General features: G+C 73.5%; 12 protein-coding genes. 11 read left to right on the top strand and 1 reads right to left on the bottom strand.

Features of this window, described 5'->3' with window-relative positions:
- Positions 1–2: 2 nt before the first annotated feature.
- Genes ACN267_RS11465 through ACN267_RS11420 form a run of 10 tightly spaced genes read left to right on the top strand, consistent with a single transcriptional unit; the run spans position 3 to position 10564 of the window.
- Positions 3–848, top strand: a complete 846-nt coding sequence (locus ACN267_RS11465) for an ABC transporter ATP-binding protein (protein ID WP_204961038.1) — start codon at positions 3–5, stop codon at positions 846–848.
- Positions 845–1768: an ABC transporter permease gene (locus ACN267_RS11460; RefSeq protein ID WP_088642656.1), complete on the top strand. Its 924-nt coding sequence runs from the start codon at positions 845–847 to the stop codon at positions 1766–1768. The genes ACN267_RS11465 and ACN267_RS11460 overlap by 4 nt, the downstream gene beginning before the upstream one ends.
- A 2-nt stretch (positions 1769–1770) precedes the next feature.
- Positions 1771–2661, top strand: a complete 891-nt coding sequence (locus ACN267_RS11455; protein WP_421488605.1) for an ABC transporter permease — start codon at positions 1771–1773, stop codon at positions 2659–2661.
- Entirely contained in the window at positions 2658–3449 is a 792-nt protein-coding gene (locus ACN267_RS11450) for an ABC transporter ATP-binding protein (RefSeq protein WP_204961041.1), read from the top strand. Before ACN267_RS11455 ends, ACN267_RS11450 begins: the two co-directional genes overlap by 4 nt.
- 17 nt (positions 3450–3466) lie before the next feature.
- Positions 3467–4879, top strand: coding sequence for a zinc ribbon domain-containing protein (locus ACN267_RS11445; protein WP_421488604.1), 1413 nt, complete (start codon positions 3467–3469; stop codon positions 4877–4879).
- On the top strand, positions 4869–6053 hold the full coding sequence (locus tag ACN267_RS11440; RefSeq protein ID WP_421488603.1) for an acetyl-CoA acetyltransferase: 1185 nt from the start codon (positions 4869–4871) through the stop codon (positions 6051–6053). The genes ACN267_RS11445 and ACN267_RS11440 overlap by 11 nt, the downstream gene beginning before the upstream one ends.
- Complete coding sequence (locus tag ACN267_RS11435; RefSeq protein WP_204926547.1) at positions 6050–6970, top strand: SDR family NAD(P)-dependent oxidoreductase; 921 nt, start codon at positions 6050–6052, stop codon at positions 6968–6970. Before ACN267_RS11440 ends, ACN267_RS11435 begins: the two co-directional genes overlap by 4 nt.
- Positions 6971–7002: 32 nt before the next feature.
- On the top strand, positions 7003–7497 hold the full coding sequence (locus ACN267_RS11430) for a VOC family protein (RefSeq protein WP_067309619.1): 495 nt from the start codon (positions 7003–7005) through the stop codon (positions 7495–7497).
- Positions 7497–9014: a class I adenylate-forming enzyme family protein gene (locus ACN267_RS11425; RefSeq protein WP_421488602.1), complete on the top strand. Its 1518-nt coding sequence runs from the start codon at positions 7497–7499 to the stop codon at positions 9012–9014. Before ACN267_RS11430 ends, ACN267_RS11425 begins: the two co-directional genes overlap by 1 nt.
- A complete protein-coding gene (locus ACN267_RS11420; RefSeq protein WP_421488601.1) occupies positions 9011–10564 on the top strand; it encodes a class I adenylate-forming enzyme family protein in 1554 nt (517 codons plus the stop codon). The genes ACN267_RS11425 and ACN267_RS11420 overlap by 4 nt, the downstream gene beginning before the upstream one ends.
- Positions 10565–10591: 27 nt before the next feature.
- Here the strand turns inward: ACN267_RS11420 and ACN267_RS11415 are convergent, their stop codons facing one another.
- Entirely contained in the window at positions 10592–11569 is a 978-nt protein-coding gene (locus ACN267_RS11415; RefSeq protein WP_204961048.1) for an MBL fold metallo-hydrolase, read from the bottom strand.
- Positions 11570–11637: 68 nt separating this feature from the next.
- Between ACN267_RS11415 and ACN267_RS11410 the strand changes: the two genes are divergently transcribed.
- Entirely contained in the window at positions 11638–13185 is a 1548-nt protein-coding gene (locus ACN267_RS11410) for an AMP-binding protein (RefSeq protein ID WP_421488600.1), read from the top strand.
- Positions 13186–13192 lie beyond the last annotated feature (7 nt).

Genomic DNA, 13192 nt, shown 5'->3' with positions numbered 1-13192 from the left:
CGATGTCCGAGGTAGTGGAGACGGGGGTGCCGGGCGACCTCGCCCGGCACCCCCGCACCCCGGAGTCGGAGCCTCCCGTGCTGGAGGTCGACGACCTCGTCGTCGAGCACCGCGACGGCGGCACCGGCGCGCTCTTCCGCGCGGTCGACCAGGTGTCGCTGCGCATCGCGGCCGGCGAGAGCGTCGCCGTCGTCGGCGAGTCCGGCTCCGGCAAGACCACCCTGGCGATGGCGGCCACCGGGCTGGGCCCGCGCGGCCGGGGCGACATCCGGCTGCTCGGCCACTCGCTGGCGGCGGTCAGCCGTGCCCAGCTGCGTCGGCTGCGCCCCGAGGTGCAGGTGGTCTTCCAGGACCCGCACGGCTCGCTCGACCCCCGCCAGTCGGTCCGCTCCGGGCTACGGGAACTGCGGGCGCTGCAACCCGAACGGACCTCCTGGATCGACGACGCCGACCTGCTCGGCCGGGTCCGGCTCGCCCCGGACCTGCTCGACCGCTACCCCCACCAGCTCTCCGGGGGCCAGGCGCAGCGGGTCTGCATCGCCCGCGCGCTGCTGATGCGCCCCCGCCTCATCGTCGCCGACGAGCCGACCTCCGGCCTCGACGTCTCCGTCCAGGCCGACGTGCTGGCCCTGCTGCGCCAGATCCGGGCCACCACCGGCGCGGCGCTGCTGATGATCAGCCACGACCTGGCGGTGGTCCGGTCGCTCTGCGACGTCGTGCACGTGATGTACCGGGGGCGGGTCGTCGAGGCGGGACCCTGCGACCGGGTCTTCGGCACCCCCGAGAACGACTACACCCGCGAACTGCTCGCCGCGATGCCCGGCGTGCGCTGGAGGTCCCGCCGATGAAGGCCAGCACCGTACGCCGCGTCGGCGGCCGGCTCGCGTCGCTGTTCGCCTCGCTGCTCATCGCGCTCAGCCTGGCGTTCCTGCTCGGCCGGCTCTCCGGCGACCCGACCGCCACCATCCTCGGCCCGATGGCCCCGCCCGAACAACGCGAGGCGCTGCGCCACCAGCTCGGCCTGGACCTGCCCGTCGTCGTGCAGTACCTCGACTACCTCAAGGGCGTGTTCACCGGCGACCTCGGCCAGTCGTTGCAGTTCTACCAGTCCAACACCTCGATGATCGCCGACCGGCTGCCGTACACCCTGCAACTGGTCGGTGCGGGCATGGCCCTCGCGCTGCTGGTCGGCGTGCCGCTCGGGGTGCTCGCGGCGACCCGGGAGGGCACCTGGTGGGACCGGGGGGCCTCCACCCTCGCCCTGCTCGGCCAGTCCGTGCCGGTCTTCTGGTTCGGCATGATGCTGGTGGTGCTGTTCGCCGTCAAACTCGGCTGGCTGCCCGCCGGCCAGTCCGGCAGCCCGAGACACCTGATCCTGCCCGCGCTGACCATGTCGGTCTACCCGATGGCGCACATCGCCCGGCTCACCCGCGCCTCGATGAGCGACGCGCTGGCCGAGCCGTACATCGACTCCGCCCGCGCCCGGGGCATCAGCACCCGCCGGGTGGTGTGGCGGCACGCCTTCACCAACGCGATGATGCCGATCCTCACCATCGTGGTGCTCCAGACCGGCATCCTGCTCTCCGGCGCCGTCGCCGTCGAGTACGTGTACTCCTGGCCCGGTCTCGGCCAGCTCGCGTTGCAGGCCATCCAGTTCCGCGACTTCCCGCTGGTGCAGGCGATCGTGGTGTTCGGCGCGCTGGTGTTCGTGCTGCTGAACCTGCTCGTCGACGTCCTGCACTCGATCGTCGACCCGAGGGTGCGGTGAGCATGAGCCAACTCGAACTCGACCCGGTCACCGCCCCGGCGGTGCCCCCGCGCCGGGCCGGCCGCCGGGCGCGTACCTCGGTGTTCTGGCTGGCCCTGCCGCTGGCGGTGGCCGCCGTCGCCGTGTTCGTGCTGCCGCTGACCGGGCTGCTGCCCGACGGCGGCCAGGACCTCGACGCGACCCGCCGGCCGCCCGCGTTCCTGGCCGGCGGCAGCTGGGCGCACCCCCTCGGCACCGACAAGCTCGGCCAGGACCTGCTCACCCAGTTCGTCTCGGCCGGCCGGCTGACCATCGTGATCGGCCTGGTCGGCGCGCTCGTCGCGATCGGCCCCGGCACCCTGCTCGGCCTGCTGGCCGGCTACTTCCGGGGCTGGGTCGACCGGGTCATCTCGATCCTCATCGACGCCCAGCTGGCCCTGCCGTTCATCCTGGTCGCCCTCGCCATCATCGCCAACCGGGGCAGCTCCCTGCCGGTGCTGTTCCTGGTGCTGGCGCTCACCGGCTGGGCGGTGTGCGCCCGGGTCACCCGGGCGGCGACCCTGGCCATCCGGGAACGCCAGTTCGTCGTCGGCCTGCGCGCGGCCGGCGCGTCCGAACCCCGGATCGTCTTCCGGCACATCCTGCCCAACCTCGCCGGCACCATCGTCGCCCTCGGCACCCTCCAGGTCGGCACCGCGATCCTGGTGGAGAGCGCGCTGAGCTTCCTCGGCCTGGGCGTGGTGCCGCCGATGAACAGCTGGGGCTCGATGCTCGCCTCCGGCCAGGACGAACTGAGCCAGGCCTGGTGGATCGCCTTCTTCCCCGGCCTCGCCATCACCGTGCTGGTGCTGCTGGTCAACCTGCTCGGCGACGCGCTGCTCACCCACCACGACCCACGGAAGAGGCGGCGATGAGCGCACTGCTGAAGCTCTCCGGGCTGTCCATCACCGCCCGGCTCGCCGACGGCGAGCTGACCCTGCTCGACGACGTCGACCTGGAGATCCGCCGGGGCCAGATCGTCGGTGTCGTCGGCGAGTCCGGCAGCGGCAAGACCACCCTCGCCCGCGCCGTCGTCGGCCTGCTCGACCGCAACGTCCGGGTCGACCGGGGCACCGTCACCGTCGGCGACGAACAGGTGGTGGCCCCCGGCGTCGACCGCACCGCGCGGGTCCGGGGCAGCGCCGTCGGCATGGTCTTCCAGGACGCGTCCCGGTCGCTGAACCCGCTGCTGAAGGTCCGCACCCAGCTCGCCGAGGTGCTGCGCCGCCACGTCCGGGACATCAGCCGGGCCGAGGTCGAGCGGCGCTCGGTGGAGGTGCTGGCCCAGATGCGCATCGACGACCCCGGCCGGGTGCTGGCCAGCTACCCGCACCAGCTCTCCGGCGGCCTGCGGCAGCGGGTCGCCATCGGGCTCGCCGTCGTCACCCGCCCCGCGCTGGTGATCGCCGACGAGTGCACCACCGCCCTGGACGTCACCACCCAGACCAAGGTCGTCGACCTGTTCCGCACCCTCGTCGACGAACTCGGCATCGGCCTGCTCTTCGTCACCCACGACCTGATGCTCGCCAGCGACCTGTGCGACCGGATCGCGGTGATGAGCGGCGGGCGGGTCGTCGAACAGGGCGACGCGCTGACCGTGCTGGACCGACCGCAGCAGGAGTACACCCGACGCCTGCTCGCCGCCATCCCCTCGTGGAGCTGAAGGAGAACCCGCGACCCATGCCCGAGCAACCAGGCATCGACGCCTACGCGGCCTACCTCCCGGCGTACGTGCTCGACGACAACCGGCTTGACCCGAGCGCCCCGGCCCGTGCCGGCGGCCCCACCCGTGGCGTCGCCGGCCACGACGAGGACGCCGTCACCATGGCCGTCGAGGCGTTGCGGCACGTCGCCGCCGGCACCCCGGCCGGGCGGCACCTGCTGCTGGCCACCACCAGCGCACCGTACGAGACGAAGACCTCCGCCGGGGTGGTCCACGAGGCGCTCGGCCTCGACCCCGGGGTCACCGCCCTCGACCTGCGCGGCCACCGGGCCGGCGCGTCCGCCCTCGACCTGGTCCTGCGGGGCGTCGCCACGGCGGCCCTGGCCGACGTGCGCACCACCCGCCCCGGGGCCCCCGACGAACTGGCCCAGGGCGACGCCGCCGCAGCGTTCGTCGGCGGCGGGCGGGCCGCCGTGCTCCTCGCCCGCGCCGGCCACACCAGCGAGCTGCTGGACCGCTGGCGGCTGCCCGGGGAACGCCACGACCGGGTCTGGGACGAACGGTTCACCGCCGAGATCCTCGTCGCCGCCGGCCTGGACGCCGCCCGCCGGGCCCTGGCGCAGGCGTCCCTGGACACCGTCGACGAGGTCGTCGTGTCGTCGTCGAACCCGCGTGCGGCGGCGGCGCTGCGCAAGACGCTCGGCGGCACCGGAGGGGATGCGACCGTCGAACGGGCCACCGGCTTCACCGGCGTCGCCCACCCCGGCCTGCTGCTCGCCGCCGCTCTCGACGAGGCGGAACCCGGGCAGACCATCCTGCTGCTGTCGGCCACCGAGGGCGGCGACGCGTTCGTGCTGCGGGTCGGTGACGGCGTCCGCGCCGCCCGGGGCGGGCCGTCGGTCCGCGCCCAGCTCGCCGCCCGGCAGCGCCTCGGCTACGGCCGCTACCTGCGCTGGCGCGGGCTGCTCGACGTGCAGGGTCCGGCCCGACCGGCCGCCCCCGCCCCGGCCGCCCCGCCCATGCACCGCCGGGCCGGCTGGAAGTACCGGCTGGAGGGCAGCCGGTGCGCCGCCTGCGGCCGGGTCACCACACCTCCCGGCCGGGTCTGCGCCTCCTGCGGCGTCGCCGGGGCGGGCGCGGCCCCGGTGTCGTTGCGCGACCGCACCGCGCGGGTGGTCTCGGTGACCCGCGACCACCTGACCACCATGCCGGAACCGGAGGTCGCGATCGTCGTCGCCGACGTCGACGGCGGCGGCCGGCTCAACGCGTACGTCACCGACGTGGCACCCGGTGAGGTGGCGGTGGGGATGGCGATGACCCCGGTGTTCCGCCGGCTCTGGACCACCGACTCGATCCACAACTACTTCTGGAAGCTCCGCCCGGCACCCGCGGACGCCACGCCAGGGAAGGACACCGCCGATGGCCAGTAGGCGCACCACCCACGACGTCGCGATCGTCGCGATGGGCTGCACCCCGTTCCGGGACCACTGGAACTCCTCCGCCGACGACCTGCTGGTCGACGCCGTGCAGGAGTGCGTCGGGTCGCTGCCCGACGTCACCCTCGACGACGTCGACGCGTTCTGGGTCGGCACCCAGGGCTCGGGACTGTCCGGGCAGACCCTGGCCCGCCCGCTGCGGCTGACCGGCAAGCCGGTGACCCGGGTGGAGAACTACTGCGCCACCGGCTCCGAGGCGTTCCGCAACGCCGCCTTCGCCGTCGCCTCCGGCGCGTACGACATGGTCATGGCGACCGGGGTGGAGAAGCTGAAGGATTCCTCCTACTCCGGGCTGTCGGCGGTGTTCCCACCCGCCGACGGCACCGACGTCGACTGGACCGCGCCGGCCGGGTTCTCCCTGCTCGCCCCCGCCTACCAGGCGGCGCACGGGATCGACGAGCGGGAGATGCGCGCCGCGATGACCCGGGTCGCGGTGAAGAACCACGCCAACGGGGCCCGCAACGACCGCGCCCAGTTCCGTCGGGCGGTCACCGCCGAGACGGTGGAACGGTCCCCGCGGATCGCCGGGCAGCTCGGCGTCATGGACTGCTCCGGCGTCTCCGACGGCGCGGCGGCGGCGATCCTGGTCCGCGCCGAGGACGCCCACCGGTACACCGACAGGCCGGTCTACCTGCGCGGGATGAGCTTCGTCGCCGGCTCCGGGGCCGGCCTGGCCGCCGACGGCTACGACTTCACCACCTTCCCCGAGGTGGTCACCGCCGCCCGCGAGGCGTACGAGCAGGCCGGCGTGACCGACCCGGCGGCGCAGATCTCGCTGGCCGAGGTGCACGACTGTTTCACCCCGACGGAGGTGGTGCTGATGGAGGACCTGGGTTTCTCCGCCCGCGGCAAGGCGTGGCGGGACATCCTCGACGGCCGCTACGACCTCGACGGGGCGTTGCCGGTCAACACCGACGGCGGGCTCAAGTCGTTCGGCCACCCGATCGGCGCGACCGGGCTGCGGATGATGTTCGAGTGCTTCACCCAGCTCCGTGGGGAGGCCGGACCCCGGCAGGTGCCCGACGCGCGGCTGGCGGTCGCCCAGAACCTCGGCGGGCAGCCCGGTTCCTGCGTCGCGTTCGTGGCGGTCCTGGGGAACGAGCGATGAGCGCCCGGGTCACCCTCGACGGCCGGGTCGTCGTCGTCACCGGCGCGGGCAACGGCATCGGCCGGGCCCACGCGCTGACCCTCGCCGCACGCGGCGCGTCGGTGGTCGTCAACGACCTCGGCGGGACAGTCGACGGCTCCGGTTCCTCGGGCGCGGCGCAACAGGTCGTCGCCGAGATCCGCGCGGCCGGCGGCACCGCCGTCGCCTCGACCGACTCGGTGGCCACCGCCGCCGGGGGCGCCGACCTGGTCGGCCGGGCGATCGACACGTACGGCCGGCTCGACGCGGTCATCCACAACGCCGGCATCCTGCGGGACCGGACGCTGGCCAAGATGTCCGACGAGGACGTCAGCGCGGTGCTCGACGTGCACCTGGCCGGGGCGTTCCACGTGCTACGGCCCGCCTGGCCGCACCTGGTCGCCCAGGGCTACGGCCGGATCGTGCTGACCAGCTCGTCGTCCGGCCTGTTCGGCAACTTCGGTCAGGCCAACTACGGCGCGGCCAAGGCCGGCCTGATCGGGCTGATGAACGTGCTCGCGCTGGAGGGGGCCCGCCGGGGCATCCTGGTCAACGCGATCGCGCCGACGGCGGCGACCCGGATGACCGAGAACCTGCTCGGCGAGCTGACCGACCGGTTCGACCCGCAGCACGTGGCGGCGGTGGCGACCTTCCTCGCCTCGGAGCAGTGCCAGCTCAACCGGCACATCCTCACCGTCGGCGGCGGCCGGGTCGGGCGGATCTTCCTGGGCGTCACCCCCGGCTGGTACGGCGGGCCCACCCCGGCCTCGCCCGACGACGTGCTCGGCGCGGTGGACGAGATCTGCCGGCTCGACGACTTCATCGTGCCGGACAGCGGCGCGGACGAGGTCACCCTCATCCAACGGGTCCTCGGCGGGCCGTCCGGCCCGTCGGCCTGATTCCGGCGCGAACCAACAGGAAGGCAGGCACCATGCCGGTCAGCGAAGTGCACCACGTGGCCATGACCGTCTCGGACGTCGACCGCGCCGCGGACTTCTACGAACGGGCCCTGGGCTACCGCCGGACGCTGCGCACCGACGTCGGCGGGCCGGGGATCGAGGTGTCGCTGGGCCTGCCCGCCGGCACCACCGGCCGGGTCCAGTACCTCCAGGGCCCCAGCCGGGTCGGCCAGCTCGAACTCATCGAGTGGAACGGCGTGAAGACCCGCACCGCCACCGCCGGTCACCTGGAGCTGGGCACCTTCCTGCTCAGCTTCGAGGTGCCCCTGGACGAGTTGGACGACCTGCACCGGCGGCTGACCGAGCTGGGCGCGCAGTGCCTGTCCGCGCCGAACCGGGTGCTGCTCGACAACTACGGCTACATCACCGCGTTCGCCGCCCGGGACCTCGACGGCAACCTGCTGGAGTTCGTGTCGCTGCCGTCCCGGGAGGAGATCCTGGCCCGGCGGCGGGGGAGCGGCGACTGATGGGCGGCAGCAACTTCACCGAGACGCTGCGCCGGCAGGCGTTGCGCCGCGCCGACGCCGAGGCCCTGGTCGACGGGGCGGCCCGCTGGACGTACGCGGAACTCGACGCCGACGTGGACCGGCACGCCGCGGCCCTGCGCGACGCCGGCATCGCCGACGGCGACCTGGTCGGGGTGCTCGGGCGCAACACCGCCACCTACGTCGTCGAGCTGCTGGCGCTGAGCCGGCTCGGCGCGGTCTCGGTGCCGCTGAACTGGCGGCTGCACGCCAACGAGCAGGCGTACGTCATCGACCAGGCGGGCGTCACCGGCCTGCTCTACGACGACGACTTCGCCGCCGACGCCGCCCGGCTGGCGGCCACGACCGGGCTGCGTACGCTGGTCGCCACCGGCGACACGGTCGTCGGCGACGCGCGACGGCTGGCCGACCTGCTCGCCGGGCAGCCGCCGGGCGTGCGGGTCGCCGACGCCGACAAGGGCCCCGCCGACGTGCACCGGCTGCTCTACACCTCGGGCACCACGGCCCGCCCCAAGGGGGTGGTGCACACCTGCGGGAACCTCACCGCGAACCACTTCGCGCAGGTCCTCGAACTGGAGTTGACCGCCGCCGACCGGATCCTCGTTTCCGCGCCGCTGTTCCACGTCAGCGGGCTGGAGGCGCCGGGCCTGGCGACGTTCGTGGCCGGCGCGACGATGGTGCTCACCCCGACGTTCAAGCCGGCCGACATCGCCCGGATCGCCGCGCAGGAGCGGATCACCGGCATGGTGCTGGCCGCCCAGATCCTGTTCGGCCTGCTCGACCTGGACGACCCGCCGGATCTCGGAACGCTGCGCTACCTGCTGTTCGCCGGGGTCGCGCCGAGCGTGCGGCAGGAGGTCAAACGCCGGCTGCCGCACGTGCGGCTGATCGACACGTTCGGCATGACCGAGCTGTGCAACGGCGTGTGCTACCTCGACGCCGCCCACGAGCAGAGCAAGCTCGGTGCGCTCGGCGCACCCTTCCCCGGGGTGCAGATCCGGATCGTCGACGAGCACTTCCGGCCGGTCGGCCCGGACGTCGAGGGGGAGATCGTCGTCCGGGGGGAGAAGGTGTCGCCCGGCTACTGGAACGACGACGAGGCCAACCGGCGCAGCCGACGCGACGGCTGGTTCCGCACCGGCGACGTGGGGCGGATCGACACCGACGGCTACCTGTGGTTCGTCGACCGCCGGGCCGACCTGATCAAGTCCGGTGGGGAGAACATCGCCAGCGCCGAGATCGAACGGGTCCTGGCCCAGCACCCCGACGTCGCCGAGGTCGCCGTGATCGGGGTGCCCGACCCGCAGTGGGACGAGGTGCCGAAGGCGTTCGTCATCCTCCGCGACGGCGCGACCGGCACCGCCGAGGACCTGCGTGCGCACTGCCGGGCCGAACTGGCCCGCTTCAAGGTCCCCCGGTACGTGCAACTGGTGACGTCGCTGCCGCGCAACGACTCCGGCAAGGTGCTGAAGAAGGCGCTGCGCGAGGCGGCGGGATGAGCACCGCGAACCTGGCCGCGATGCTGGCCGGCAACGCCCGCCGGTTCGCCGACGCCGACGCGCTGGTCTTCGAGGGGCGTCGGTGGACCCACCGGCAGCTTGACGACGACGTCAACGCGCTGGCCGCCGGCCTGACCGCCGAGGGGGTACGCCGGGACGCCCGGGTGGCGGTCGTCGCGGACAACGTCCCCGAGTTCCTGCTGCTCTGCCTGGCGCTGGCGAAACTCGGCGCGGTCGTCGTGCCGCTGAACTACCGGTTGACGGCGGGGGAGTTGGCCCGGCTGCTGGCGCACGCCCGGGTCGAGGCGGTGGCCACGGTGCCGGAGTTCGCCGCGCTCACCGCCGCCGCCCTGGCCGACCTGCCGGCGGTGCGCCGGTTCGCGCTGGAACCGGTCGACGACGGCTGGACCGACGTGCGGGCGCTGGTCGCGGCGCACCGGGGGGCGCGGGTCGCCGACGCCGACCTCGACGACGCGGCCCTGCAACGGATCGTCTACACCTCCGGCACCACCAGCCTGCCCAAGGGGGTGCTGCTCACCCACGGCAACGTGAACCGGAACATGCACGCCCAGATCGTCGAGCTGGGGTTGCGGCCGACCGACCGGATCCTCAACGCCGCGCCGCTCTACCACGTCGGCGGCACCGACCTGCCGGGCTTCGGCATCTGGCACGTCGGGGGCACCATGGTGCTGCACCGCCGGTTCGTGCCGGCGGCGGTGCTGCGGGCGATCGAGACGGAACGGATCACCGGCATGGTGGTGGCGGCGACCATGCTGGACCTGGTCCGCCGCGAGCCCACCGCCGCGACCACCGACCTGTCGTCGGTGCGTTGGTTGATCTTCTCGCAGGTCACCTCGGCGCTGTTCGGGGTGGCCCGGGGACTGTTCCCGAACGCCCGGCTGATCGAGGGGTACGGCCTGACCGAGACGTGCAGCGGGCTGACCTACCTGGACGCCGCGCACCAGGAGTCCAAGCAGGGGTCGGTGGGGCTGCCGGTGCCGTGGGTCCAGGTCCGGGTGGTCGACCCGGACGGCGTGGACGTGCCGGTCGGCGCGCACGGTGAGGTGGTCGCGCGCGGGCCGAAGGTGAGCCCCGGCTACCTCGACGATCCGGCGGCGACCGCCGCCGCGTTCCGGGACGGCTGGTTCCACACCGGCGACATCGGCTGCTTCGACGCCGACGGTTACCTCTACATCCGCGACCGGCTCAAGGACATGATCCGCAGCGGCGGGGAGAACATGTCCAGCGCCGAGATCGAGAACGTGCTGGCCGACCACCCGCTGGTGCTGGCCGCATCGGTGGTGGCGGCCCCGCACCCGGTGTGGCAGGAGGTGCCGGCCGCGTTCGTGGTCGCCCGGCCGGGGTTGACGCCCGAGGCGCTGATCGCGCACGCCCGGCAGCGGCTCGGCCGGTTCAAGGTGCCCAAGGAGGTCTACCTGGTGCCGGAGTTCCCCACCAACCCGTCCGGCAAGGTGCTCAAGCGGTCCCTGCGGGAGCTGCGCTCGACGCTGCGCCCCGACTGGACGTACGACGACCCCCGGCGCGACTGAGGCCGCGCCGGGCCGGCCGCCCCGGCGTCAGCGGCCGGTGGCGTGCCGCAGCAGGGCGAGGGTGTGCACGAGAGCGAACCGCCGGGTGCCCCGGCCCAGCTCGTCCCACGGCTTCTTCCAGGTCATCCGCTGGGCGAGATCCCACGCGGTGCCGCCGTCGCGGGCCAGTTCCCGGACCGTCCCGACCTCGTCGCGGTGGAGGGCCGCGAGGGCACCCGCCCGGGCGGCGACGTCGCGGTAGGGGAACTGGTGTGCGGGGCAGGCGATGGCGGCCCCGAGGTCGCGGATGCGGGCCAGCGTGTCGAACAGGTCGGCGGCCGGGTCGTCGTCGGGGCGGCTGACGATGGCGAGTTGGGTGGGCCCTTCGGCCATCATCGTGTCGCCGGTGAACACCAGGCCCCGGTCGTCGACGTAGACGGTGTGGCCGTAGGTGTGCCCGGGGGCGGGCAGGGCGCGGATGCCCACGTCGCCGAAGCGGAACTCGGTGTCGTCGACCACGGCCACGTCGAGCTGCAGGTCCTCGCGGTGCACGGCGACGGCGACCGCGTCGGCGTACATGGCGGCGACGACGTCGGGTGGCGCGCCGGTCAGGTCGAGCGCGGTGCGTACCTGCTGGAGGAAGGTGCCGCGCCGCCGGTGCATGGTGGCGAAGTCGTCGGCCGCGCCCATCACCACCCGCGCGCCGGAGGCGGCGCGTACCCGGTCGGCGAAGCCGACGTGGTCGGGGTGGTTGTGGGTGAGCAGGACCGCCGGGATCGTCTCGACCCGGTGGCCGATGGCGGCCAGCGACCGCTGGAACGACGTCCAGCAGCTCGGGTGGTCGTAGCCGGCGTCGACGAGGACCGGGCCGTCTCCGGTCTCGATCAGGAAGACGGTGATGGACCGCAGGGCGCTGCCGTGCAGGGGGACCGGGATGGCCCAGACACCGGCGACGACCTGCGCGGGGACCGGCACCTGACGGGCCCGCCAGCTGGCGGCGTGGGCGTCGCTCACGGGTATGGACATCGTCGGGAGGCTCCCTTACTGTGGGACATCAACATACCGGATGGTCGGAATCTAGCTCAAGGAGTTCGATGAGCGACGAGCGGACCGGGTTCCGGCTGTGGGCAGCCGCGGAACCGGAGCTGTGCGCGATCGTGACCGCCGACGACCGGCGGATCTCCTACGGTGACCTGTTCGCCGAGGTGAACCGGATCTCGCACGGCCTGCGTACGCATGCGGGCCTGCGGCCCGGTGACACCGTCGCGGCGGTGCTGACCAACAGCCCCGGCCTGGTCGCGCTCTATCTCGCGGCGATGCAGTCCGGGCTCTACCTGGTGACCCTCAACTACCACCTCACCGCGCCCGAGATCGGCTACATCCTGGCCGACAGCGCCGCGAAGGTGGTGGTCGGCTCCGAGCGGGTGCAGGACGTGGTGGTGGACGCCGCCGCGGACGTGCCCGACATCCAGGTCTTCGTCGACGGCACGCCCCGCACCGACCGGGCCCGGCCGCTGTCGGCGCTCACCGCCGACATGCCCGCCACCAGCCCGGCGCAGACCCCGGCCGGCTCACTGATGATGTACACCTCCGGCACCACCGGCCGGCCCAAGGGGGTCAAGCGCCCACTCAGCGGCGTCGACGCGGACACCGGCGCGCTGACCTACGTCTGGCTGTTCCGCGAGTTCGGCATGGAACGCGACGCGTTCGCGTCCTGGCTGGTGTCGGCCCCGATGTACCACTCCGCCAACATCACCCCGGCGATGGGCGCGCTGCACGCCGGCGGCACCATGGTGCTGATGGACGGCTGGACGCCGGAGGGCTTCCTGCGCCGGGTCCAGCAGTGCCGGGTCACCGGCACCAGCATGGTGCCGACCCACTTCTACCGGCTGCTGCAACTGCCCGAGGCGGTGCGCGAGCGCTACGACGTCTCGTCGCTGCGCTACGTGCTGCACGGCGCGGCGCCCTGCCCGCGCGAGGTCAAGCAGCGCATCCTCGACTGGTTCGGCCCGGTGGTCTACGAGTACTACGGCTCGACCGAGGTCGGCACCACCATCGCACGCCCCCACGAGTGGCTCGCCCACCCCGGCACGGTCGGCCGGCCGGCCTCGATCTCCACCCTGCGCATCCTCGACGAGCTGGGCAACGAGGTGCCCGTCGGGCAGACCGGCATCGTCTACATGCGCCAGGGCGACGACCGGGTCGAGTACCACAACGACCCCGGCAAGACCGACGGCGCGCGTCGCGACGGCCTGCTGACCGTCTGGGACGTCGGGCACGTCGACGCCGACGGGTTCCTCTACATCACCGGCCGCGCCGCCGAGTTGATCCTGGTCGGCGGGGTCAACGTCTACCCGGCCGAGATCGAGGCGGCGCTGATCGGCCACGACTGGGTCGCCGACGTCGGGGTCGTCGGGGTGCCCGACCCGGAGTTCGGTGAGGTGCCCCAGGCGCACGTCGTGCTCACCGGCACCGCGCCCGACCCGGACACGGCCGTCGCGCAGTTGCGCCGGTACCTCACCGGGCGGTTGGCCAAGCCGAAGCGCCCGCAGTCCTACGTGGTGCGCGACGCGCTGCCCCGCGACCCGAACGGCAAGCTCTACAAGGCCCGGCTCGTGCCCGCCGAGGAGGCCAGCGCATGACCGGCGA

Origin of the sequence: Micromonospora sp. WMMD734 (assembly GCF_049178975.1) — a bacterium.
GTDB classification, from domain to species: Bacteria; Actinomycetota; Actinomycetes; order Mycobacteriales; family Micromonosporaceae; genus Micromonospora; species Micromonospora wenchangensis.
This window is presented reverse-complemented; position numbering and strand designations above follow the sequence as displayed.

Bases quoted from the DNA above. Each gene is read 5' to 3' on its own strand.
- ACN267_RS11410 (WP_421488600.1), top strand. From the start codon at position 11,638: ATGAGCGACGAGCGGACCGGGTTCCGGCTGTGGGCAGCCGCGGAACCG.
- ACN267_RS11455 (WP_421488605.1), top strand. From the start codon at position 1,771: ATGAGCCAACTCGAACTCGACCCGGTCACCGCCCCGGCGGTGCCCCCG.
- ACN267_RS11450 (WP_204961041.1), top strand. From the start codon at position 2,658: ATGAGCGCACTGCTGAAGCTCTCCGGGCTGTCCATCACCGCCCGGCTC.
- ACN267_RS11440 (WP_421488603.1), top strand. From the start codon at position 4,869: ATGGCCAGTAGGCGCACCACCCACGACGTCGCGATCGTCGCGATGGGC.
- ACN267_RS11460 (WP_088642656.1), top strand. From the start codon at position 845: ATGAAGGCCAGCACCGTACGCCGCGTCGGCGGCCGGCTCGCGTCGCTG.
- ACN267_RS11425 (WP_421488602.1), top strand. From the start codon at position 7,497: ATGGGCGGCAGCAACTTCACCGAGACGCTGCGCCGGCAGGCGTTGCGC.
- ACN267_RS11420 (WP_421488601.1), top strand. From the start codon at position 9,011: ATGAGCACCGCGAACCTGGCCGCGATGCTGGCCGGCAACGCCCGCCGG.
- ACN267_RS11430 (WP_067309619.1), top strand. From the start codon at position 7,003: ATGCCGGTCAGCGAAGTGCACCACGTGGCCATGACCGTCTCGGACGTC.
- ACN267_RS11445 (WP_421488604.1), top strand. From the start codon at position 3,467: ATGCCCGAGCAACCAGGCATCGACGCCTACGCGGCCTACCTCCCGGCG.
- ACN267_RS11465 (WP_204961038.1), top strand. From the start codon at position 3: ATGTCCGAGGTAGTGGAGACGGGGGTGCCGGGCGACCTCGCCCGGCAC.
- ACN267_RS11435 (WP_204926547.1), top strand. From the start codon at position 6,050: ATGAGCGCCCGGGTCACCCTCGACGGCCGGGTCGTCGTCGTCACCGGC.
- ACN267_RS11415 (WP_204961048.1), bottom strand. From the start codon at position 11,569: ATGTCCATACCCGTGAGCGACGCCCACGCCGCCAGCTGGCGGGCCCGT.